The following is a 21,977-nucleotide window of genomic DNA, read 5'->3' on the forward strand; positions in this document are numbered from 1 at the left end:
AAATAAGACCATTTTACTTCATGGTTCACAGCCACTAGCATCCCCTCCCATGAACGCACTTACAGCACATCCCCTGCGCATCGTCGCAGTCTCCGGCGGGCTGCAGCGCCCCTCCAGGTCCGCTGCCCTGGCAGAGCACCTGCTGGACCTCATCGCCGATGAGCGTCCCTGCGAACAACGCCTGGTCGACCTAGGCCAGCTCGCACCGATGTTCGCTGGCGCGGTCAGGCGCGATCAACTGCCCAGCGCTGTAGAGCGGGAATTGGCGGCGGTCGAGCAGGCCGACATCCTGGTGGTGGCGACACCGGTGTACCGCGGTGCCTATGCGGGGCTGTTCAAGCACTTCTTCGACTTCGTTCACCAGGACGCCTTGATCGACACGCCGGTGCTGCTGGCCGCCACCGGCGGCAGCGAGCGCCATGCGCTGGTGATCGACCACCAGCTGCGGCCGCTGTTCAGCTTCTTCCAGGCGCGCACGTTGCCGCTGGGCGTGTATGCGACCGACAAGGATTTCGTGGACTACCAGTTGCAAAGCCAGGCCCTGATCGCCCGGGCCAGACTGGCCGTCCAGCGGGCACTGCCGCTCATGCCGTTGGCGCGCCACGCCCAGCCCTCGCTGGCCGACGAAGTGGCGCTGGCCTGAAACAAGCACCGCCCCTTCCCCTCCCCAATTCAAGCCACCGGACCGCCATGAACGACGAACTCAGCTTCAGCCTCAAAAGCATATGTTTCGATGAAAACTATGAGCCATCGGACAGCACACGCATGACCACCAACTTTGCCAACCTGGCCCGGGGAGCCAGTCGGCAACAGAACCTGCGCAACACGCTGAAGATGATTGACAACCGCTTCAACGACCTGGCGCATTGGGACAACCCGACGGGGGACCGCTACTGCGTCGAACTCGAGATCATCTCGGTCGAGATGAGCATGAATGCCAAGGGTGGAAATGCTGCCTTTCCGCTGATCGAGATACTGAAAACCTGCATCCTCGACAAGACAGCGAACCAACGCATCCCTGGCATTGCAGGGAACAATTTCTCCTCCTACGTGCGCGACTACGACTTCAGCGTGCTGCTTCCTGAGTACAACGCCCACCGCGCGCAATTCAGCACGCCCGATGATTTTGGCGACCTGCATGGAAAGCTGTTCCAGCAGTTCGCCAACTCGCGCATCTACAAGGAACGCTTCGGCAAGCCGCCCGTCATCTGTATCAGCGCTTCGACCAGCAAGACCTATCGACGCACCGGCAATCAGCACCCGGTACTGGGCATCGAGTACCAACAGAGTGAGCTGTCCTCAACCGACCAATACTTCGCAAAAATGGGGATGCAGGTCCGCTTCTTCATGCCCGCGAATGGCGTTGCGCCGCTGGCTTTCTACTTTCAGGGAGACCTGCTGGGCGACTACACGAGCCTGGAGTTGATCGGCACCATCAGCACGATGGAAACCTTTCAGAAGATCTACCGCCCCGAGATCTACAACGCCAATTCAGCGGCAGGGCAACTCTACCAACCGAGCCTGAAGAACGAGGACTATTCGTTGACGCAGATCGTGTATGACCGGGAAGAGCGCAGCCAACTGGCGGTCAAGCAGGGCAAGTTTGCGCAGGAGCACTTCATCCGGCCGTACAAGAAGGTCCTGGAGCAATGGACTGGTGCTGCTGCTGCTGCAGTTGCCCAAGCCCACGCCCACTGAATACTCGGCTTCCATCGCCGGGCCAAAGTCCCGGAATATGCTCACCCACCCCTCTTTTGCTTCAAAGGAATTGTCAGATGTTTGAAACCTCCATCGCAGGCAGCCTGCCCAAACCCGCCTGGCTGGCTGAAACCAACAAGCTCTGGCCGCAGTGGATGGCCGAGGGCGATGCGCTGCGCCAGGCCAAGGCCGACGCCACCCTGCTGTGGATCAAGGCCCAGGAAGACGCGGGCCTGGACATCGTGGGCGACGGCGAGCAATCGCGCCAGCACTTCGTACACGGCTTCCTCGAGCAGGTCGAAGGCATCGACTTCGAGCACAAGGTGAAGATGGGCATCCGCGACAACCGCTACGACGCGATGGTGCCTCAGGTGGTCTCGGCCCTGCGCCTGAAGGGCCGCGTGCATGCCTTCGAGGCACAGCTGGCGCGCGCGCACACCAGCAAAAAACTGAAGTTCACCCTGCCCGGCCCGATGACCATCGTCGACACCGTGGCAGACCGCTTCTACGGAGACAAGGTCAAGATGGCCTTCGCGTTTGCGGAGCTGCTCAACCAAGAAGCGCTGGCGCTGCAGGCCGATGGCGTGGACATCATCCAGTTCGACGAACCCGCCTTCAACGTCTACATGAAGGACGCCGCCGACTGGGGCGTGCAGGCGCTGGAGCGCGCAGCGCAGGGCCTGACTTGCACGACGGCGGTGCACATCTGCTACGGCTACGGCATCAAGGCCAACACCGACTGGAAGAGCACTCTGGGCGACGAATGGCGCCAGTACGAGGCAGTGTTCCCCGCGCTGGCCAAGAGCAGCATCGACCAGGTGAGCCTGGAATGCATCCATTCCCATGTGCCGCCCGACCTGATGAAGCTGCTGGCCGGCAAGGACGTGATGGTCGGCGTGATCGATGTGGCGAGCGACGTGGTCGAGACCCCCGAGGAAGTGGCGGACACCATCGCCCGGGCACTGGAGTTCGTGCCCAAGGAGCGGCTGTTCCCTTGCACGAATTGTGGTCTGGCGCCCATGGGGCGGGACGTCGCCTGGCGCAAGCTGAAAGCGCTGGCAGAAGGCACAAAGCTGGCCAAGGAGCGGCTCGCCGCGGCGTAACGCCAGCCGGGCTGGCTTGGTGCTGCGCCCGCTGGGCGACGCCGCCAGACATCGGGAACTGAAGTGGCCGCCCACGCGGCCACTTCAAATTTCATAGCTGCCAGAGCTTGCTCAACGAGCGCTGGAGCCTCATTGCACTGTCAAGACGCCAGTGCGCGCATCTCCGCGATCAGGTCCGACTTGCCCTCGAAGCCGATGCCCGGCAGCGGCGGCAGCGTGACGTAGCCGTTCTCGACCTTCACGCCGTCCGGGAAGCCGCCGTAGGGCTGGAACAGGTCCGGGTAGCTCTCGTTGCCGCCCAGGCCCAGGCCCGCGGCAATCGCCAGCGACATCTGGTGGCCGCCGTGGGGGATGCAGCGGCTGGGGGACCAGCCGTGTTCCTTGAGCATGTCCAGCGTGCGCAGGTACTCCACCAGGCCGTAGCTCAGTGCGCAGTCGAACTGCAGCCAGTCGCGGTCCTTGTGCATGCCGCCGTGGCGGATCAGGTTGCGTGCGTCCTGCATCGAGAACAGGTTCTCGCCCGTGGCCATCGGGCCCTGGTAGACCTCGCCCAGCTTGGCCTGCAGCTCGTAGTCCAGCGGGTCGCCGGCTTCCTCGTACCAGAACAGCGGGTACTGCGACAGGGCCTTGCCGTAGTCGATGGCGGTGGCCAGGTCGAACCGGCCGTTGGCGTCCACCGCCAGCTGCTGGCCCGGGCCCAGGATCTTGAGCACCGACTCGATGCGCTCGCAGTCCTCGGCCAGCGTCGCGCCGCCGATCTTCATCTTGACCACCGAGTAGCCGCGCGCCAGGTAGCTTTCCATCTCGCGCTGCAGCGCTTCGAGCCCCTTGCCGGGGTAGTAGTAGCCGCCCGCCGCGTAGACGAACACGCGCGGGTTGGGCGTGCCGTTGCCGTAGCGCTCGGCCAGCAACTGGAACAGTGGCTTGCCCGCTATTTTTGCCGTGGCGTCCCACACCGCCATGTCGATGGTGCCCACCGCCACCGAGCGCTCGCCGTGGCCGCCGGGCTTCTCGTTGATCATCATGCGGGCCCAGACCTTGTGCGGGTCGATATTCTCGCCGGTGGCGTCGAGCAGGCTGGCGGGCTCGGCCTCCAGCACGCGCGGGATGAAGCGGTCACGCATCAGCGCGCCTTGGCCGTAGCGGCCGTTGGAGTTGAAGCCGTAGCCGATCACCGGCTTGCCGTCGCGGATCACATCGGTGACCACGGCCACGAGGCTGAGCGTCATCTTCGAGAAGTCGATGTAGGCGTTGCGGATGTCCGACTTGATGGGACGGGTCGATTCGAGGATGTTGACGATCTTCATGGTGGTCGTGGTGGTGGATGAAACAAAAAAGGAAGGGTGACGAAACAAGCGATCAGCGGGCGAGCGACGAGCCTCCGCAGATCGCGATGTCCTGCCCCGTGATGGCGGCGGCAGGGTCGGAGAGCAGAAATCCCACCAGCGCAGCGATCTCGGCCGGCTCGATCAGCCGGCCGATGGGCGGCAGGCGCGGCGCGCTCCCGGCACGCGCCGGGTCGTTCAACATGCCGGTGGCCGTGGCCGCGGGCGAGACGACGTTCACCGTCACGCCCTGCGCGGCCACCTCGGCCGCCCAGCTGCGCGCCAGCGCGATCAGCGCAGCCTTGGTCGCGGCGTACTGCCCGCGCCCGGCCATGCCCTGCGCCACACGGCTGCCGATGAACACCACGCGCCCCCGGCCGCGCTGCGCCATGCCGGGCACGATGGCGTCGGCCAGGCGGGTGGCGGCGTCCACATGCAGGCGCCACATCAGCTCGCCGCCGGCATGGTCGAGCTGGCCCAGCGGCCCCACGCGCAGCACGCCGGCCGCATGGACCAGCGCGTCCACGCCGGGCAGCGTGGCGGCCACGCGGGCGATGGCGGCGCCATCGGCCAGGTTGACGGGCGTGTGGGTGAACGAGGGATGGACGACCGTCGCCTGGGCCACGTCAAGGCCTGTCACGCGCCAGCCGTTTGCCAGCAGCGACTCGGCGATGCTGCGGCCTATGCCGCTGCTGGCGCCGGTGACCACGGCGTGGCGGGCGTTACTCGACACGGATGTTCCCTTCGGTGACGATCTTCTGGGACCGCTCCATGTCGCTGCGCTGGAACTTGGCGAAGTCCTCCACGCTGCCCGGCGTGGTCAGCAAACCCTGCTCGCGCAGCTTGGGCGTCATCTCGGCCAGGGCCTTGTTCACCTCGGTGTTCAGCCGCTGGGTGATGTCGGCCGGCAGCCTGGCCGGGCCCCACAGGCCGTACCAGCTGTAGAACTCGTAGCCCGGGATCGTCTCGCCCACCGTGGGCACGTCGGGCAGGCTGGCCGCGCGCTGCGCGGAGGTGACGGCCACCACGCGCAGCATGCCGCTCTTGTGGTACTGCAGCGAGCCGAGGATGGGGTCGATGAAGCCGTCGATCTGCCCGCCGATCAGGTCCTGGAACGCAGGCGCCGTGCCCTTGTACGGCACGATCAGGTAGTCGAGCTGGCCGGCGCGTTTGAGCAGCTCGGTCGACAGATGGCCGGCCGACCCGATGGAGCCCACGGCAAAGGTCATCTTGCCGGGGTTGGCCTTGGCGTACGCCATCAGCGACTTGATGTCGGTGACGGGCAGGTTCTTGTTGATGGCCACCGACAGCGGCGCCTTGGCCACCAGCGCCACGGGCGTGAAGTCCTTCACCACGCCGTAGGGCACGGACTTCATGGTCATGGGCGCGGTGGTGAAGGTGGACGCGTTGAACAGCAGCGTGTAGCCGTCGGCCGGTGCCTTGGCCACCACGTCGCCGCCGATCACGCCGTTGCCGCCGGGCTTGTTCTCCACGATGAAGTTCTGGCCCATCTGCTCGCCGAGCTTTTGCGCCAGCTGGCGGCCCACGGTGTCGAGCGTGCCGCCCGGCGGGAAGGGGATGACCACCCGCACCGGCTTGGTGGGGTAGGCCTGCGCAAAACTGCCGGCCGCCATCGCGAGCGTGGCGGCGCCCAAAGCGGTGCGCAGGAGTGTCCGAAGGAATCGATTGCGTTGCATGGTGTCTTGTCTCCGGTCTTTTTGTTCGAGAACTACCAACACGGGGGATTGACTTGAGATCCCCCGCCCACGTCCATCACTCAGCGCTTGAGCAGACCCGCCTGCTTCACCGCAGCGCGCAGGGCTTCGACTTCCTGCGCGTTGGGCGCCTCCGTCGGCGGGCGCACGGTGGCGTCGTCCAGCACGCCGGCCAGGTACATGCCGCCCTTCATGCGGGCGTGGGCCTCGCCGGTGGGCTCGCCGCCGCCGTACACGGCATCCTTCAGCGGCGTGATGACGGCCTGCACGGCCATGGCCTTCTTCAAATCACCGGCCTTCACTGCGTTCCACAAATCGATGATGAGCTGCGGGATGAACGTGGCAAACCCCACCAGTGCGCCGTCCACGCCCTGCACCATCGAGGCCAGCAGGTACTCGTCGTGGCAGGTCAGGATGGCCTTGGAGGCGTCGGCCTCGCGGATCGCCTGGATGTCGCGGGCGTACTTGTTCATGTCGCGCTGGCCCACCTTGAAGGCCTGCAGGTAGGGCAGCCGGGCCAGGTCGGCCAGCAACTGCGACGAGTACGAGGCGCGCGTCCAGGCGGGGTAGACGTGGCAGACCAGGTCGGCGCTGGGTGCGGCCTGGTGGATGGCCTCGAAGTACTGCAGCGCGTGGCCGGGCGTGAAGCCAAAGCGCAGCCAGTGGTGCGGGGGCATCACGTCGAGCGCCACGGCGCCGGCCTCGACGGCGGCGCGGGCATGGTCGGCCGCATCCTTCAGGCCTTCGCAGACGATGGAGGAGATCACAGGGCAGCGCCCCTTGAGCTCGTCGGCCACGATGCGGGTGACCTCGGCGCGCTCGGTGGGCGTCAGCGAAAACACCTCGCCCGTGTGCCCGTTGGTCATGATGGCGACCACGCCTTCGTGGCCCGCCAGCCAGGCGGCGAGCTTGCGCAGCGCGGGCTCGTCGATGCGGTGGTCCGGGGTGAAGGGGCACGAGATGGCGGGAATGATCCCGCGATAATTCGAGATGGCAGGCATGCTTTTTTGTCTCCGTAGGGGAAAGCGGGTGAACGACGGGGTGGATCATTTCCCACCCCGTGCCCGCGGTCCAATACTTCAATCGCATACAACTATCGCAAGGCAGGAACGCACCCATGGGCCCTGGCAACCGACCGCTGGATCTGGAGTGGCTGGAGGACTTTCTGGCCCTGGCCGAGACCGGCAATTTCTCGCGCGCGGCCGAGGCGCGCTCGATTGCCCAGCCCGCGTTCAGCCGCCACATCCGGGCGCTGGAGGACTGGGTGGGGGTCGAGCTGTTCGACCGCAGCGCGCACCCGGCTGCGCTCACGCCGGCCGGCCAGCGGTTCCTGCCGCTGCTCGAAGCCATCCTGGCCAACCTGGAGGCCGCCCGCATCAAGGCCCGCGCCGCGCACGACGTGGCCGCCGCCAGCCTGCGCTTTGCGGCCACGCACGTGCTGTCGCTCACCTTCTTTCCGCGCTGGCTGGTGGGCATCGAAACCCGGCTGCAGATGGGCCCCATCCAGACCATGTCCGACAGCTCGCACGCCTGCGAGGACCTGATGCTGCAGCGCCGCGTGCAGTTCGTGCTGTGCCACGGCCACCGGGACGTGCCGGGCCGGCTGGACGAGGCGCAGTACCCGGTGCTGCGCCTGTCGGACGATGTGCTGCTGCCGGTGAGCGCGCCCACTCCCACGTCGCCGGGCCGGCCGCTGCACGCCATCGTGCAGAAGTACCCGGTGCCCGTGCTGGCTTACAGCGAGGCCTCGGGCCTGGGCCGCATCATGCGGTCGCGCATGCGCCACCTGCTCAGCGAAGGCCCGGACGCCGCCATACCGCAAGGGGTGTCGGTGGTGTTCACCGCGCACCATGCGGTGCTGCTCAAGACCATGGCGCTCGAAGGCCGCGGCGTGGCCTGGCTGCCCGAGAGCCTGATCACCGATGAGCTCAAGGCCGGCACGTTGGTTGCCGCAGGCGGCAGCGACTGGAGCCTGCCGGTGCAGATTCGCCTGTACCGCCAACGCGCCGAGATGTCGCCCATGGCCGAGGCGGTGTGGGAGCTGTCCGCGTCGCTGGCGGCGCAGTAAGGGCCCTTCGAGGGCAGCGTTGCGCGGCGCGGTGCGGGGGTAGCGGACTCACCAGCCGGGATGGCGGGCCGGTTGGGTACCGGGCTATTGGAAGAACGGCTGGCTCACTCCAGCTTGGCGCCTTGCGATGCGCCGTGGCGGGTGTCGCGGTCGTACTGTTTTTCGCGCTCGGTATGCTCGCGCAGCAGCCGGTGGCCCAAGGCGTTGGCCTGGCGCTCCAGCGTGGCGCAGTCGGGCGCGGTGGGCAGCTGTGCAATGCCGTTATCGATCGCGCGGGCAGCGTCGCGGCCCACTTGTACATGGCCCTGCTCATGGCGCGACAGGGCGGGCAGGTAGCGGTCGAACAGCGCGCGCTGCTGCGCAGTGGCACGTCGCAGTTCGGGCAACTGCACCTCGGTGCGCAGCCGCGTGGTGACCTCGGTGATGCGGCAGCGGCCCGAGGCTTCAGGCTGCCAGCGGAAACTCCAGCGCACGTTCCAGCGCGTATAGCCATGAAAGCGCTGACCGTCCACGGTGATGGGCGTGGCCGCGTTGAGCGCCTGGCGCAGCGTGTCGGCAGGCTCTGCGTACACGGCGTACGGGCGGTCGGCATGCTCTTCGACCACCGCAGCCTGGGCGCAGGTGGCCGCTGCCGCAGCCCACGGTGCCAGAAACAGGACGGCGGCTTTCACCGCAGGGGGCTGCTTCACTCGCCCCACGGCAACATGAGCGTGAGCAGCGACAGCTGCGCAAACTCCGGCGTGAACGCATCGATGATGCGCTGCGGCTCGGGGCACAGCGCGGTGTCGGTGATCACGCCGAACTGCACGCCGCCGCCGTAGCTCAGGATGGAGACCCCCAGGCCGATGTCGCCCGACTGCGGCACCCAGAACATGCACTGCGTGACGCGCGCCCCGCACAGCGTGAGCTGCTCCTTGGGGCCGGGCACGTTGGTCATCACGGCCGTGGTCTTGCGGCCGAACAGGTTGAGCAGCGCATCCTGCGCGGGCTTGATCAACAGCCCCGCTACGGCCAGCATGGCAAACGCCAGGATGGGCTGGGTGCTGCCCTTCAGGGCATTCATGCGCCGGCGCACTTCGTACACACGCTCGACCGGGTTGGCCATGCCGATGGGCAGTACCAGCGGCACCAGGCCGAAACGGTTGCCCAGCTTCCACGCCTCTTCCATGGGGCGCAGGTTGACGGGGATCATCGCGCGGATCTCCTGGCCCGTGGGGTCGTCGCCCTCGCTGCGCAGGTAGCCGCCGATGGCGCCGGCCACGCACGACAGCAGCACGTCGTTGATGGAACAGTTGAGCGCTTTGCCGATGGCCTTGACCTCTTCGAGCGGGAACGGCGGGCACCAGGCCACGCGCTTGGCGCTGCCGGGCTGGCCCTTCAGGCGCGTGGGCGAGTCGTCGGGCATCAGCGCCAGGGCGGCTGCGTCGCTGACCAGCTGGTACGCCACGCGCGCCATGTCCATCGTGCCCGACAGGCCGCTGTGCATGGTCTTTTCGGGGTCGCCCAGCATCTGCAGCGACTTGGCGGCGCTGTCGCCCGCCAGGTCCAGCGCCTTCACGGTCATGCCGGTGAAGGGCTTGATGAGCGTCTCGGCGATCCAGTCCTCGGCCGTGGCGGCCTGCTCGCGCTCTTTGCGGGTGCGCTTGGGCGGCTCGGCGCCGCCGTCCACGATGGACATCGTGACCGAGATCAGCGCGATGCCGTCGGCGATGCAGTGGTGGATGCGCACGATGAGCGCGCTGCCTGGTTGGCCGTCGTCGCCCACGAAGTCTTCGACGAGGTGCATCTGCCACAGCGGGCGGCGCGGGTCCAGCGGCTGCATGGCCAGCTCGCCCACGCGGTCCTGCAGCGCGCGCTGCAGGCTTTTCTCGCCTTTCGGGGCTGTGAGCTTTTCACGCAGCACGTGGGCCGCGATGTCGAACTGCCGGTCTTCCACCCAGGTGGCACCCGCCGCGTCTTCCACCACGCGCTGGCGAAAGCGCGGGTACTGCAGCAAGCGCTGCTGCACGCGCTCGCACAGGGCCTCCCACCCGATGCCGGGCGAGAGCGTCCACACGCCGTTGATCATCATCAGGTTGCTGGCCGAGTCCATGCGCAGCCAGGCGGTGTCGACCTTGCTCATGCGCTCGCCCGAAAGCCCCAGCATGCCGGTGGCAGCGCGGCGCACGTTCTTTTGCACCGCGCCCGCGGCCTTGCGCGCGGCAGGCGGCAGCGCCTGGGCTGCACGGCGGGCGACGGCGGGGGCCTGGGCGCGGGCCTTGCGCAAGGGGCTGGCGGCGCCTTCGGTGGCCGTGGCGCTGGGGGCAGAAATGCGGGTCACCATCGGATGTACACCTGTTGTTCGTTTTTGGGGGCTTGCCTCTATGGATGGCACGGCCTCTCACCATGCGCAGCCCGTAAGATACAACGCAGCAATCTCTTGCCAATACCGTTCTTTCCCTCCCCCTCAAGAATTCACCCAGGAGCAATTCCCATGGCCGATCTGAACGAGACTTTCGAAGCCGCCGTCGCCAATTCCAAGAACCTCAGCGAGCGCCCCGACAACGCCACGCTGCTCAAGATCTACGCGCTGTACAAGCAGGCCACGGCCGGCGACAACACCGAGAAGAAGCCCAGCTTCTCCGACATGGTGGGCCGTGCCAAGTGGGACGCGTGGGAAAAGCTCAAGGGCACCGAGGCCGATGCCGCCAAGCAGCAGTACGTCGACCTGATCACATCGCTGCAGTAAGCAGTTGGTTCCCCCCAGCAAAAGCGGCCCAGGCCGCTTTTGCTTTTTCTGGGGGGCGTAACTCCGGCCTGGAAATCAATCAGCCTGGTAGGCCATTTGCTTCAGGGACCCCCAAATTCGCTCACCCATCCGTTCGGGCTGAGCTTGTCGAAGCCTTGCACGCGCGGGGTACGCCCTGGCTTCGACGGGCTCAGCCCGAACGGTGGTTGAGAGGTTGAGAGGTGGAGAGGTGGGCATGAGGGGATGTGAAGACCGAGGTCATTGGCCCATCAAGCACCATTTGAGAAAAATCAGGCTTTGCCGCTTGCTGGATAAGCGCCAAGCGCTTCAATTTTTATAGCATCGTACCCCAGCTCCGCCAGCAGCTCTGCATTGTGCTCACCCACCCGGGGCGGCGACAGCCGCACGCCGGGGCGCTGGCCGTCCATGGCCAGGGGCAGCAGCACCGTCTGGGTGGCGCGGCCGTCGGGCAGGGTCATGGGGGCCAGGGCGCCTGTGGCGTTCAGGTGCGGGTCGTCCAGCAGGTCTTGCGGTCGCGTGATGGGCGCAAACGGCAGGGTGTGGCGCTCGAACACGTCGGCCAGGTGCGCGGCACTGAACGGCGCCAGCCGCTCGCGCAGCAGCGGCATCATCCAGGCGCGTTCGCGCACCCGGTCGTTGTTGCTGGCCAGGCGCGGGTCGGCCTTCAGGTCCGCAAAGCCGAAGGCGTCGCAGAACACCGCCCACGCGCCGTCGCTCACCACGGCCAGGAAGATCTGCTCGCCATCCTTCACCTGGAACACGTCGTAGATCGCCCAGGCCGAGATGCGCGCAGGCATGGGCGCCGCGGGCTGGCCCGTGACGGCGAACTGCATGATGTGCTGTGCGACGAGGAACACGTTGTTCTCGAACAGCGCGCTCTGCACCTCCTGGCCGCGCCCGGTCTTTTCGCGCTGCGCCAGCGCGGCCATCGCGCCGATGGCGCCGAACATGCCGCCCATGATGTCGTTGACGCTGGTGCCCGCGCGCAGCGGGTCGCCGGGCCGGCCGGTCATGTAGGCCAGGCCGCCCATCATCTGCACCACCTCGTCGAGCGCAGTGCGGTGGTCGTACGGGCCAGGCAGAAAGCCCTTGTGGCTCACGTAGATGAGGCGCGGGTTCAGCGCCTTCAGGCTGGCGTAGTCCAGGCCCAGCTTGTGCATGGTGCCGGGCTTGAAGTTCTCGCTCACGATGTCGGCCGTGGCGATCAGGCGCAGCACGGCCTCCTTGCCCTCGGGGGTTTCCAGGTCCAGCGCCAGGCTCTTCTTGTTGCGGTTGAACAGCGGGAAGAAGCCCGCCCCCGACCCGCGCAGCTTGCGCGTGGCATCGCCCTCGCGGCCGTGGCCGATGGGCTCGACCTTGATGACCTCGGCCCCCAGGTCGGCCAGCACCAGGCCGCAGGTGGGGCCCATGACCATGTGGGTGAACTCCACCACGCGGATGCCGGCGTAGGGCAAGTCGCCGGGGCCCTGGCTCGGGGCACTGTCGTTGTTCTCAAGCATGCGTTGCCTCCTGTATCCATCCCTTGGGCAGCCCCGCCTCGGGCGTCATGCCGTACACCGGCTCGCCGGGCAGCCCGGCCTGCAGGGGGATGCGCGCGGCGAACAGCCGGGCCAGGTCCACGCCGGTGGTCACGCCCATGGCCTCGAACATGAACACCAGGTCTTCGGTGACCACATTGCCCGAGGCTCCCGGTGCATAGGGGCAGCCGCCCAGGCCGCCCAGCGATGCGTCGAAGGTGCGCACGCCCACGTCGTACGCGGCCAGGCAGTTGGCCAGGCCCAGGCCGCGGGTGTTGTGCATGTGGGCCGCGCCCGCGTGCGGGCCGATCTCGCTGCGCAGCCGGGTGAACAGGCGGCGCACCTGGGCGGGGTTGGCCATGCCGGTGGTGTCCGACAGGCCCACCTCGTCCACGCCCGCCGCCACGCACGCTGCAGCCAGGCGGATCACGTCGTCCTCGGGCACCTCGCCCTGCAGCGTGCAGCCGAAGGCGGTGGAGATGCCCACCTCCACCAGCACCTGGGGCGCGGTCTCGGCGCGCAGGCGGGTGATGGCGCGCAGCTCCTGCACCATCTCTTCGGGGGTCTTGCGCACATTGGCCTGTGAATGCGCTGCGCTGGCCGACACGGGCAGCGTGATCTTGTGCACGCCGCTGGCCAGCGCGGCCTCGGCGCCGCGCAGGTTGGGCACCAGGGCCATCACGGTGATGCCGGGGTGGGTGAGCGCGTGGCCCACCACCTCGGCCACGTCGGCCATCTGGGGCAGCAGGCGTGCGGGCACGAACGAGCCGACTTCGATCTCGCGCAGGCCTGCGGCGACGAGCGCGTCGATCCAGCGCAGTTTGTGCGCCGTGGGCATGGTGGCCTGCACGGACTGCAGGCCGTCGCGCGGGCCCACTTCGCTGATGAGGATGTCGGGGGATGCCATGGGGTCCTTGGTGCAGTGCAGGGCGGCTGCAAAGGCTTGACGCTGCCGCGGTGCGTTGTTCTAATAGATAGAACGGTGTTCTTTCCATTGAAATGATTGGCGTTTTAACCAGCGCCGTCAAGCCCTGACCCTCCGGTTTTTCTTTTGCAAGCTGCCCCATGCCCCGCAAATCCGCGCACGAATCCCTGGCCGACGCCCACGCAGCGCCGGGTGGTGTGGCGGCCGTGGACCGCGCCCTCACGCTGGTGGCCGCCTTTCGCGCGGGGGAAGGCGCTCTCACACTGGCCGAACTGGCCGCCCGCACACAACTGCACAAGAGCACCGCGCTGCGCCTGCTGGCGTCGCTGGAGCATGCGCGCTGGGTGCAGCGCCTGGCGGACGGGCGTTACGCACTGGGCGCTGAAGTGGCGCGGCTGCATGCGCTGTACGCGGCATCGTTCTCGCTCGACCGGGTGGTGCTGCCCGTGCTGCGCGATCTGGTGGCCGCCACGGGCGAGAGCGCGGCCTACCACGTGCGCCAGGGGCAGGGCGCTGACGCGGTGCGGCTGTGCCAGTTCCGCGTGGATTCGCCGCACCCCGTGCGCGACCACATCCGCGCGGGCGATGTGCTGCCGCTCGGGCGCGGCACCGGCGGGCGGGTGCTGGTGGCGTTCGACCCGGCGCTCAGCCGCACGCTGGGCCAGAAGGACCGTGCGCTCTACGCCCGCATCCGCGCCGACGGCTACATGGCCGGCGCGGGCGACCGGCTGCACGAGGTGGCGGGCATCTCGGCGCCCGTGTTCCATGCCGACGGCAGCCTGGCCGCCGCTGTCACGCTGACCATGCCGGCGCACCGCTATGAAGAGCGGTACGTCAAGGCCGTGCTGGAGGCGGCGCGCCGGTTGAGCGGGCAGGTCTGACGCGCAGACCGAGCATTGCCGACTGGTCAGAAGGCCAGTTTTGGCTGCCAGTTCGCCAGGGCGGTGCGCAATATGCGGCAGTTCTGGCGATTCCCATTGCCATCTGCCCGGCGGAAACTTGTCTCCATCCCTTTGGAGACAAGACCATGGTCACGCAGAACCTGACACCCACCGCATCGCACGCCACCCCCACCACCGTCTCCACCGTGTACCTCAGCGCGCCGGACGTCATCGCCCTCGTGCGGTGCAAGGGCATCGAAGCCTGCCTGCGGGGCATCGCCGACAACATCGAGGCCGACTTCCTGCGCTGGGAGTCGTTCGACAAGTCGGCGCGTGTGGCCAGCCATTCGCAGGACGGCGTGATCGAGCTCATGCCGATTGCCGACGATGCAACCTACGCCTTCAAGTACGTCAACGGCCACCCGCGCAACACGCGCCACGGCCTGTCGACGGTGATGGCGTTCGGCGTGCTGGCCGATGTGGCCACGGGCGCACCGGTGCTGCTGAGTGAGCTCACGCTCACCACTGCGCTGCGCACCGCCGCCATGTCGGCCGTGGCCGCGCGGTCGCTGGCGCGGCCCGGCAGCCGCACCATGGCGCTGATCGGCAACGGCGCGCAGAGCGAGTTCCAGGCGCTGGCCTTCCACCACCTGCTGGGCATCACCACGCTGCGGCTGTTCGACACCGACCCGGCCGCGACCGCCAAGCTGCAGGCCAACCTGCAGGGCACGGGCATCGCCACCGTTGCCTGCGCCAGCACGGCCGATGCGGTGCGCGGTGCCGACATCGTGACCACGGTGACGGCCGACAAGACCAACGCCACCATCCTCACGCCCGACATGCTGGCGCCCGGCATGCACATCAACGCGGTGGGCGGCGACTGCCCCGGCAAGACCGAGCTGCATGCCGATGTGCTGCGTGCGGCGCAGGTGTTTGTGGAATACGCGCCGCAGACCCGCATCGAAGGCGACATACAGCAGCTGCCCGCCGACTTTGCGGTGACCGAGCTGTGGGAGGTGCTGGCCGGCCGGCGCGCAGGCCGCGGCGGCGATGCCGCGGTCACCGTCTTCGATTCCGTGGGCTTTGCGCTGGAGGACTTCTCGGCCCTGCGCTTTCTGCGCGATGCGGCAGAGGTGCTGGGTGTGGGCGAGCGCATCGAGTTGATTCCTGCGCTGGCCGACCCCAAGAATCTGTTCGGCGTGCTGCAGGCGCGCAGCAGCCCCTTGCTGCGCGCAGCGGCCTGACCGGAAGGCCCCGTCAGTCGCGCCACACCACGCTGTCGGCCGCATCGGCCCGCGTGGTGCGAAAGTGGTTGGCCGGGTGCGGCAGGTCCGCCATGCCGAACGAGATGCCGCAGACGATGGTGCGGTCATCGCCAATGCCCAGCACATCGCGCAGCACAGTGGGGTACGACGCGAGCGCGGCCTGCGCGATGGAGCCCACGCCCAGGCTGTGCGCGGCCAGCATGAAGTGGGCCACATACGCGCCGCAGTCCACCGCGCCGTAGGTGCCCAGCGCCTCGTCGCTGCTGACGATGGCCACGTGCGGTGCGCCGAACATCGTGAAGTTCTGCGCTGCCTGGCGGGCCGAGGCTTCGCGGTCGCCCTTGGCAATGCCCAGGGCCTCGTACAAACCCCAGCCGCATTCGCGGCGGCGCTCCTGGTACACGCCGCGGTACTCGCGCGGCCAGGGCAGGTCGGGCGTGGCGGGCGTGGTGGGCGCCACGGCGGCGAATGCTTCGCGCAGCCGTGCCAGCGTGGCGCCGCTGGCGATGTGCACCTGCCAGGGCTGTGCGTTGCACCAGGATGCGGTGCGCTGCGCCGTCGCCAAAATCTGTTCGATGGTGGCGCGCGGCAGGGGCTCGGGTTGGTAGGCGCGGCAGCTGTAGCGGGTGTGCAGCAGGGCAGACAGCGTGTCGAACGCCGTGGCGTCAGCGGGCGGCGCTGCGGCCGTGCCTGTGGAGGTGGTGGGTGCCGGGGAGGCCATGGCGGGCTGTGGGCCTCAGGCCTTCTTGGGCTTGGCCGCGGTTTTGGCGGGCGTCTTGGCGGCGGCCTTGGGGGCTTCCTTAGGGGCTGCCTTGGGGGCTGCCTTGGCGGTGGCCTTGTCCTTCTCGGGCTCGCCGGCGTCCGCTGCCGCCGCCTTCTTGTTGCCTGCGGCCTTGGCCGGCTTGCCGTTCAGCAGGGCGTCGAGCTGGTCGCCGATCTCGGACTCGATGCGGTCCTTGAATGCGCCGAACAAAAAGCCCAGCTGCGCCTTCATCTCGAACTGCGTGGCGTCCACCAGCAGCGTGCCCTTGACGCCCGAGCGGCTGAAGGTGAGCGTGTCTTCGGTGTCGCCCTCTTCGTAGACACATTCCATGTCGAATTTTTCTTCAGCCTTCTCGGCCCACGAGAAAGCAATCTTGCGGGCCTCTTTCAGGCCCAAGTGGTGTTCGCGATGGATGTGGATGTCAGGCACCAGGTGTCTCCTTGGGGGTCGTGGGCGCCAATGCGCGCAGGGCGTCTTGGCGCTCCTGCAGCGGCTGGCGGGTCAGTTGTCGTACGGCATCATAAAACCGGCTCCAGTCGCGGCCCTGCTGCGCGAACAGGGCCTCGAAGCCCGGCACCAGTTCGTCGTACGCGGCCTGCGCTGCAAAGCTGGCGTTGTTGGCCTTGGCCACCCAGCGGTCGTAGCCCGCCACCTGGGCGGTGGTGACCTGGGGCGTGGAGCCCGGCGCGGTGCCCAGCCACTGCGCGCGCAAGGCGTCGTAGCGGCTGCGGAAATCCTGCATTGCTTCTGTTTTCATAGCGGCTAGCGCTTGTCCATCCAGCGGTGGAGCCTCTTTTTGCTCATAAATAGCCGCCAGCCGGGCGCGCGTGGCACGGGTCAGCGCACGGAAGGCGGCGCGGCGCGCCTCGCTGGTGGCATAGGCCTCGCGCGCGGCAGGTGTGGAATGGGTGGCCAGCCACTGCGCCACGCCGATGCGTTCCACCGCCGTGGCGAACGATTCGTTGAACAGCGTGTCGCCCTCGGCGTAGACCACCTGGTGCGCCAGCTCGTGGAACAGCAGGCGCACGAAGTCGCCCTCGGGCCAGCCGATGAAGGTGGACAGCAGCGGGTCGCCCCCCGCCCAGTTCATGTAGCCCAGCGTGGAGTACGCGGGCACGCCGTACACCTCCACTTCCAGCCCCTGCGCCGCGAGCTGGTCGGCCTCGGCCTGGGCGTCGGCCTGCGCGAAGTAGCCGCGGTAGCCGATGCAGCCCGTGACCGGAAAGCACCAGGTGTGCAGCGTCAGCGCGTACGGCGGCGCGGCCACCACGTTCCACACCGCGGCGGGGCGCTGGAGGTCCGCATAGCGGCGGTAGCTGGCGTTGTCCGGCAGGCCCAGCTCGGCCACCGCAAAGGCGCGGGCTTTTTGCGCCAGCTGCAGCCGCTCGCGCAGCGCGGGGTTGATGTCGCTGCGCGCGATCCAGCGGTCGATGGGCTGGGCCGCGTGCATCAGCTGCATGTGGCCGCGCACCGACTGCCAGTAGTAGCCCAGCGAGTCGGTGGTGCTGGCGCAACCCGCCAGCAGGAACGGGGTGGCGAGGGCGAGCCACAGCAGGGGGCGTACGGGAAGCAGGCGCATGCAGGCAGTCGTCTCAGAACAGGGTGTGAAAAGGCGGGGGGCGCGGGCGGCAGGGCGCGCCTGCCGGTCAGTTTAGGGCAACCGGTGGACCGCGGTGCGGCACGCCGCGTGTGCCAGGGGCTGCGCTGTGCCTGCCTAGAATGCCCCACCATGACCGACGCCCCCACCGCCCTGCCCGAAGGCCTGTTCGCCGACGACGCCGGCTGCCCGCGCTGCACCTGGTGCCAGGCCACGCCGCTGTACCGCCACTACCACGACACCGAGTGGGGCTTTCCGGTGGATGACGACCGGCGCCTGTTCGAGAAGCTCTGCCTGGAGGGTTTTCAGTCCGGCCTGAGCTGGCTCACCATCCTGAACAAGCGCGAGGGCTTTCGCGCCGCGTTCGACCATTTCGACGCCGAGAAGGTCGCCGCCTATGGCGAGGCCGACATCGAGCGCCTGGTGCAGGACGCGGCCATCGTGCGGCACCGCGGCAAGATCGTCTCCACCATCAACAATGCGCACCGCGTGCTGGAGCTGCGCCGGGAGTTCGGCTCGCTCGCCCGCTACGCCTGGCGCTACGAGCCCGCCGCCGCCGACCGGCCCGAGCGCCTCACGCGCGAGGCAGCGCGCGCGCTGTCCACATCGCCCGCCTCGGTGGCCATGTCCAAGGACCTCAAGAAGCGCGGATGGACCTTCGTGGGCCCCACCACCGTGTACGCCTTCATGCAGGCGATGGGGCTGGTGAACGACCACATCGAAGGCTGCCATTCGCGCGACCGGGCGCTGCAGGCGCGGGCGGGGTTCACGCTGCCCTAGCCCTATCCATTGGCGGGTGGCTGCATCACTGGCTATAGTGGTGCAGGTCACCCTTTCGGAGCTGCGCACCATGCATGCCTGTCCCCACTGCCAGAAGCCGGGCGTCCGCGACCCGGCGGTCCGCTGGTCCGCGCGCGAGAACCCCGCGCAGTGCAGCTATTGCGGCGGCCTGTCGCACGTGCTGGCCAGCACCTCCGGCGCGATCGCCATGTTCACCTGGGTGACGCTGATCGGCGGCTTGGGCCTGGCCTTCGCACTCGGTTCGGTGGTGTTGGCGGTGGCCGCCGTGCTGGTGGCCTGCATCGGCAATGTATGGATGTGGCACCGCTGCGCGCTGATCCCCATCGACCGCACAACAGCACAGACCGCGAACCGCGTGGGCTGGGCGACCACGGCGCTGGGCGTGATGCTGTGCCTTTTCCAATGAGCCACTGAGCCACCGAGCCACCGAGCCATCGAGCCATCGAGCCATCGAGCCATCGAGCCATCGAGCCATCGCCGCAGGGTGACTGCGGCGGGGCGCCAAGACCTCAGGTCCGCTGTCCCTGGGCGTTGACCACCACTTCCCCGTCTTCCTTGCTGAAAGCGCCTTGCTGCGGCGCGGGCAGGATGTCGAGCACCACCTCCGACGGCCGGCACAGCCGGGTGCCCAGCGGCGTCACCACCAGCGGCCGGTTGATGAGGATGGGGTGGGCCAGCATGGCGTCGATGAGCTGCGCGTCCGTCACGCCCGGCGCGTTCAGCTGCAGTTCGGTGAACAGCGCCTCCTTGGTGCGCACGGCGTCGATCACCGGGGCGCCCGTGGCGGCGATCAGTGCGACCAGCGTGGCGCGGTCCGGCGGGGTCTTCAGGTACTCGATGACCTCGGGCTCGATGCCGCTGTTGCGGATCATGGCGAGCGTGTTGCGGGAGGTGCCGCACTTCGGGTTGTGGTAGATGGTGACGGTGGACATGGCGTGGTCGGTCATGGATCGATGGACAAGGGTTGCGAGTGTTGCGGCCACGAGCGGGCGGGCCACGAGCGGAACACCAGCGGGCCGCCTTGCTGTCGGCACGTCATCCAGCGCCCAGCTCCAGGTGGTCGAGCAGCGCGAAGTCGGCTCCCGGCGCCGGCTCGGCAAACAGGGCGAGGCTGTCGAACTTCAGTGCGGGCATGTCGGAGAAGTATTCCTGCGCGGCATCCAGCACGAGCGTCTGGGTGCTGGCATCCACCTGCGACAGTCGCCCCGTGATCGTCATGTGGAAGCGGAACTCCTCCAGCACGAAGGGGTAGCCCCAAAGTTGCATCAGCTCGTCCTGCCGCGCGCTGAGACCGACGGCGCGGCGACGCGCCAGATCGGCCTTGGACAGGGGCGCTGCCAGAGGCTGAAATTGCGTGACGCAGGCCGCCGCCGCGTCGCGCAGGGCTGCGTTGGCCGCATGCGAAGGCGGCGGTACCAGCGCCAGGAAGTCGCCCAGGCGCTCCACGTGCAACGGCGGCAGCTGGAATGCGCTCAGGCTCTGCGCCACGGTCTGCACTGCGTGGTGCAACGTCATCCAGTCCACACCAGGCGCCAGTGCGAACGGGGCCTTGAGTGTGGCGTGCCAGCCGTATCGGCGCGGTGCTGCGGTGAGGCGTTCCAGCACATCGGCAGGCACGCCATGGATGTCGAGCTGTGGCAGCGGCTGCAGCAAGGCTGCGCATCGGCCCAGCCAATGGCTGCCCGCCAGCCATCCCAGGCTGCCGGGGCTGGGCGCGAAGTAGACCGCATAGCGATGGGCTGCCGCGGTCTCGGAGGCTGCCGGCAGAGGGGTTGCGGTTGCCGCCTGGTGCGGGCACGGTGTGGTCTTGGTCTCAGGCGGCATTGCGGTCTTCGCTCATCCACCCCAGGTTGAGCGGGCGGTCTTCGAACTCGGTGTTGAGCACCACGGTGCTGGTGGTGCGCGCCACGCCCTCGATGGCCTTGATCTGGTAAAGCACGTCTTCCAGCGCCCGCGCGTGGGTGGTGCGCACCTTGGCCAGGAAGTCGTATTCACCCGCCACGCTGTGCAGCTCTTCGATCTCGGGCATGGCCTGCAGGCGCGGTGCGATGTCGCGGCAGTGGGCACCGCCGTCGTTGCGGATGGCCACGAAGGCCGTGAACGACAGCCCCACGCGCTCTGGCTCCACGCTGATGGAGAACCGGCGGATCACCCCCTTGTCCAGCAGCTTCTTCACGCGCTCGTGCACGGCCGCCGTGGACAGCCCCACTTCGCTGCCCACTTCGGCGTACGAACGTCGGCCATCCACGCTCAGCGCCGAAATAATTCTGGCGTCCATGTCATCTGTCTGAATATTTGCTTGCATAGCGGCATGAATTTGGTAAAAATTCCGAAATTCTTGCGAATTCCATAAATTATTCGGTCAGGTGAAGAATATGCCGGCAAATATCAATGTGCAAGCCCGCCACCCCGCGCCGTGGGCCTTGGGCCTCGCCCTGCTGTTGGTGTACGTGGTGTGGGGCACCACGTACTTTGCCATCGGCATCGCCTTGCAGACCATGCCGCCCCTGTTGATGAGCGCGATCCGTTTCCTGTGTGCAGGCGGCGTGATGCTGCTGGTGGCGCTGTGGCAAGGGCACGCGCTGCCCACGGTCTTGCAGTGGCGTAACTCGGCCATCGTGGGCGCGTTGATGGTGTTTCTGGCGATGAATCTGGTGGTTTTTGCGCAGAAGCTGGGCATCGGCTCGGGCCTGATGGCCACGGTGGTAACCACCATGCCGATGTGGCTGGCGCTGTGGTCGCACTGGGGCGGCGAACGGGTACCGTTGATGAGCTGGATCGGCGTGGCACTGGGCGTGGTGGGTGCGCTGCTACTCGCATTGGAGGGCGACTTTTCTGCGACCTGGCTCGGAGCGCTGCTGGCCTTTGGCGCGCCGCTGTGCTGGAGCGTGGGTTCGTACGCATCGCGCAAGTTGTCTCTGCCTGCGCCTGCCATGGCGGCGGCTGCGCAGTGGCTGGTGGGTGGGGCGATGGGGCTGGTGGCGGCACTGTGCTTCGAGCCGCTGAGCGCGCTGGGGCAGGTGAGTGCGAAGTCGTGGGCTGCGTGGGTGTACCTGCTGGTGTTTGGGACGCTGGTGGCGCTCAATGCGTATCTGTGGCTGCTGCAGAACACGTCGGCGGCGTTGGCGGGGAGCTATTCGTTTGTGAACCCGGCCGTGGCGTTGTTGGTGGGGGTGGCGCTGGGGGGTGAGTTGCTGACGGGGTGGGTGTTTGCGGCGTTGCCGCTGATTGGGGCGGCGCTGGTGTTGATTTTGTATGGCAAGGCGTTGAAGGGGTGGTGGGTGGGGCGAAGGGCGTCTTGGTGGGGCCTGCGGGTGGGGTAGTGGGCTGGGGTGTCTTGTTTTGTCTTGTCTTCCACCCGTTCAGGTTGAGCCTGTCGAAGTCTTTGCGCGTCTTCACTATCCGTTCTGATTGAGCTTGTCGAAACCTGGGCGCTAGCTCGCTAGCTCGCTGATTCGGCAGCATGCCTTTGTTGAGGGCGGGGGCCGGGGTGCGCGCCCGGCGGCGCGGTAACTTTCTCTTGGTTCGCCAAGAGAAAGTCACCAAAGAGAAGGCGACCCCAAGTCTGCG

Annotated in this window: 24 protein-coding genes; 10 read left to right on the forward strand and 14 right to left on the reverse strand. The window is 67.6% G+C overall.

Features of this window, described 5'->3' with window-relative positions; genetic code table 11:
* Positions 1 to 49 precede the first annotated feature (49 nt).
* From msuE to ASF16_RS08110, 3 genes are all read left to right on the forward strand, one after another.
* The gene (msuE, locus tag ASF16_RS08100) at positions 50 to 643 is read left to right on the forward strand and encodes an FMN reductase (RefSeq protein ID WP_056165134.1); all 594 of its coding nucleotides are present in this window, start codon (positions 50 to 52) and stop codon (positions 641 to 643) included.
* A gap of 47 nt (positions 644 to 690) precedes the next feature.
* Positions 691 to 1,698 carry a DUF1852 domain-containing protein gene (locus tag ASF16_RS08105; protein ID WP_056165136.1) on the forward strand — a complete coding sequence of 336 codons (1,008 nt, stop codon included), beginning with the start codon at positions 691 to 693 and terminating at the stop codon, positions 1,696 to 1,698.
* Positions 1,699 to 1,775: 77 nt separating this feature from the next.
* A complete protein-coding gene (locus ASF16_RS08110) occupies positions 1,776 to 2,801 on the forward strand; it encodes a methionine synthase (RefSeq protein ID WP_056165138.1) in 1,026 nt (341 codons plus the stop codon).
* Positions 2,802 to 2,941: 140 nt separating this feature from the next.
* Here ASF16_RS08110 and ASF16_RS08115 read toward each other — a convergent pair whose 3' ends face one another.
* The 4 genes from ASF16_RS08115 to ASF16_RS08130 all read right to left on the reverse strand — a co-directional run bounded on the left by ASF16_RS08115 (position 2,942) and on the right by ASF16_RS08130 (position 6,842).
* Positions 2,942 to 4,108: a mandelate racemase/muconate lactonizing enzyme family protein gene (locus ASF16_RS08115; RefSeq protein ID WP_056165140.1), complete on the reverse strand. Its 1,167-nt coding sequence runs from the start codon at positions 4,106 to 4,108 to the stop codon at positions 2,942 to 2,944.
* 52 nt (positions 4,109 to 4,160) lie between these two features.
* The gene (locus ASF16_RS08120; protein ID WP_056165141.1) at positions 4,161 to 4,859 is read right to left on the reverse strand and encodes an SDR family NAD(P)-dependent oxidoreductase; all 699 of its coding nucleotides are present in this window, start codon (positions 4,857 to 4,859) and stop codon (positions 4,161 to 4,163) included.
* Positions 4,849 to 5,823 (reverse strand): tripartite tricarboxylate transporter substrate binding protein, encoded by a 975-nt coding sequence (locus tag ASF16_RS08125; protein WP_056165143.1) that lies wholly within the window; start codon positions 5,821 to 5,823, stop codon positions 4,849 to 4,851. Before ASF16_RS08125 ends, ASF16_RS08120 begins: the two co-directional genes overlap by 11 nt.
* 80 nt (positions 5,824 to 5,903) lie before the next feature.
* Positions 5,904 to 6,842, reverse strand: coding sequence for a dihydrodipicolinate synthase family protein (locus ASF16_RS08130; protein ID WP_056165145.1), 939 nt, complete (start codon positions 6,840 to 6,842; stop codon positions 5,904 to 5,906).
* A gap of 116 nt (positions 6,843 to 6,958) precedes the next feature.
* On the opposite strand from ASF16_RS08130, the gene ASF16_RS08135 reads away from it, so the two are divergent.
* The gene (locus ASF16_RS08135) at positions 6,959 to 7,909 is read left to right on the forward strand and encodes a LysR family transcriptional regulator (protein ID WP_056165147.1); all 951 of its coding nucleotides are present in this window, start codon (positions 6,959 to 6,961) and stop codon (positions 7,907 to 7,909) included.
* A 104-nt stretch (positions 7,910 to 8,013) separates the two neighbouring features.
* Here the strand turns inward: ASF16_RS08135 and ASF16_RS08140 are convergent, their stop codons facing one another.
* A complete protein-coding gene (locus ASF16_RS08140; protein WP_056165184.1) occupies positions 8,014 to 8,580 on the reverse strand; it encodes a DUF922 domain-containing Zn-dependent protease in 567 nt (188 codons plus the stop codon).
* A gap of 14 nt (positions 8,581 to 8,594) precedes the next feature.
* Positions 8,595 to 10,232 (reverse strand): wax ester/triacylglycerol synthase family O-acyltransferase, encoded by a 1,638-nt coding sequence (locus ASF16_RS08145; RefSeq protein WP_056165149.1) that lies wholly within the window; start codon positions 10,230 to 10,232, stop codon positions 8,595 to 8,597.
* Positions 10,233 to 10,382: 150 nt separating this feature from the next.
* Here ASF16_RS08145 and ASF16_RS08150 point away from each other — a divergent pair, with 150 nt between their 5' ends.
* On the forward strand, positions 10,383 to 10,637 hold the full coding sequence (locus tag ASF16_RS08150) for an acyl-CoA-binding protein (protein ID WP_056165150.1): 255 nt from the start codon (positions 10,383 to 10,385) through the stop codon (positions 10,635 to 10,637).
* A 290-nt stretch (positions 10,638 to 10,927) separates the two neighbouring features.
* Here ASF16_RS08150 and ASF16_RS08155 read toward each other — a convergent pair whose 3' ends face one another.
* Entirely contained in the window at positions 10,928 to 12,157 is a 1,230-nt protein-coding gene (locus ASF16_RS08155) for a CaiB/BaiF CoA-transferase family protein (protein ID WP_056165153.1), read from the reverse strand.
* A complete protein-coding gene (locus ASF16_RS08160) occupies positions 12,150 to 13,082 on the reverse strand; it encodes a hydroxymethylglutaryl-CoA lyase (RefSeq protein ID WP_056165155.1) in 933 nt (310 codons plus the stop codon). The genes ASF16_RS08155 and ASF16_RS08160 overlap by 8 nt, the downstream gene beginning before the upstream one ends.
* Positions 13,083 to 13,240: 158 nt before the next feature.
* On the opposite strand from ASF16_RS08160, the gene ASF16_RS08165 reads away from it, so the two are divergent.
* Together ASF16_RS08165 and ASF16_RS08170 are read left to right on the forward strand one after the other, a co-directional pair.
* On the forward strand, positions 13,241 to 13,981 hold the full coding sequence (locus ASF16_RS08165) for an IclR family transcriptional regulator (protein WP_056165157.1): 741 nt from the start codon (positions 13,241 to 13,243) through the stop codon (positions 13,979 to 13,981).
* 146 nt (positions 13,982 to 14,127) lie between these two features.
* The gene (locus ASF16_RS08170; protein ID WP_056165159.1) at positions 14,128 to 15,225 is read left to right on the forward strand and encodes an ornithine cyclodeaminase; all 1,098 of its coding nucleotides are present in this window, start codon (positions 14,128 to 14,130) and stop codon (positions 15,223 to 15,225) included.
* Between the two features lie 13 nt (positions 15,226 to 15,238).
* Here the strand turns inward: ASF16_RS08170 and ASF16_RS08175 are convergent, their stop codons facing one another.
* The 3 genes from ASF16_RS08175 to ASF16_RS08185 are packed head-to-tail and all read right to left on the reverse strand — an operon-like array spanning position 15,239 to position 17,588.
* Entirely contained in the window at positions 15,239 to 15,967 is a 729-nt protein-coding gene (locus ASF16_RS08175; protein ID WP_056165160.1) for a nitroreductase, read from the reverse strand.
* A 15-nt stretch (positions 15,968 to 15,982) separates the two neighbouring features.
* Positions 15,983 to 16,438: a polyhydroxyalkanoic acid system family protein gene (locus tag ASF16_RS08180; protein WP_056165162.1), complete on the reverse strand. Its 456-nt coding sequence runs from the start codon at positions 16,436 to 16,438 to the stop codon at positions 15,983 to 15,985.
* On the reverse strand, positions 16,431 to 17,588 hold the full coding sequence (locus ASF16_RS08185; protein ID WP_056165164.1) for an aminopeptidase: 1,158 nt from the start codon (positions 17,586 to 17,588) through the stop codon (positions 16,431 to 16,433). Before ASF16_RS08185 ends, ASF16_RS08180 begins: the two co-directional genes overlap by 8 nt.
* A gap of 150 nt (positions 17,589 to 17,738) precedes the next feature.
* Between ASF16_RS08185 and ASF16_RS08190 the strand changes: the two genes are divergently transcribed.
* Together ASF16_RS08190 and ASF16_RS08195 are read left to right on the forward strand one after the other, a co-directional pair.
* On the forward strand, positions 17,739 to 18,386 hold the full coding sequence (locus ASF16_RS08190; protein WP_056165166.1) for a DNA-3-methyladenine glycosylase I: 648 nt from the start codon (positions 17,739 to 17,741) through the stop codon (positions 18,384 to 18,386).
* A 70-nt stretch (positions 18,387 to 18,456) separates the two neighbouring features.
* Positions 18,457 to 18,813: a hypothetical protein gene (locus ASF16_RS08195; RefSeq protein WP_156371993.1), complete on the forward strand. Its 357-nt coding sequence runs from the start codon at positions 18,457 to 18,459 to the stop codon at positions 18,811 to 18,813.
* 103 nt (positions 18,814 to 18,916) lie between these two features.
* Here the strand turns inward: ASF16_RS08195 and arsC are convergent, their stop codons facing one another.
* The 3 genes from arsC to ASF16_RS08210 form a co-directional block, all read right to left on the reverse strand.
* Positions 18,917 to 19,339: an arsenate reductase (glutaredoxin) gene (gene arsC / locus ASF16_RS08200; RefSeq protein WP_056165186.1), complete on the reverse strand. Its 423-nt coding sequence runs from the start codon at positions 19,337 to 19,339 to the stop codon at positions 18,917 to 18,919.
* A gap of 103 nt (positions 19,340 to 19,442) precedes the next feature.
* The gene (locus ASF16_RS08205) at positions 19,443 to 20,231 is read right to left on the reverse strand and encodes a DUF1045 domain-containing protein (RefSeq protein ID WP_082516805.1); all 789 of its coding nucleotides are present in this window, start codon (positions 20,229 to 20,231) and stop codon (positions 19,443 to 19,445) included.
* Positions 20,221 to 20,685 (reverse strand): Lrp/AsnC family transcriptional regulator, encoded by a 465-nt coding sequence (locus ASF16_RS08210; RefSeq protein ID WP_056165171.1) that lies wholly within the window; start codon positions 20,683 to 20,685, stop codon positions 20,221 to 20,223. The genes ASF16_RS08205 and ASF16_RS08210 overlap by 11 nt, the downstream gene beginning before the upstream one ends.
* A gap of 97 nt (positions 20,686 to 20,782) precedes the next feature.
* Between ASF16_RS08210 and ASF16_RS08215 the strand changes: the two genes are divergently transcribed.
* Complete coding sequence (locus ASF16_RS08215; RefSeq protein WP_056165173.1) at positions 20,783 to 21,730, forward strand: EamA family transporter; 948 nt, start codon at positions 20,783 to 20,785, stop codon at positions 21,728 to 21,730.
* Positions 21,731 to 21,977 lie beyond the last annotated feature (247 nt).

Source organism: Acidovorax sp. Leaf78 (assembly GCF_001422735.1).
Classification (GTDB): Bacteria; Pseudomonadota; Gammaproteobacteria; order Burkholderiales; family Burkholderiaceae_C; genus Acidovorax.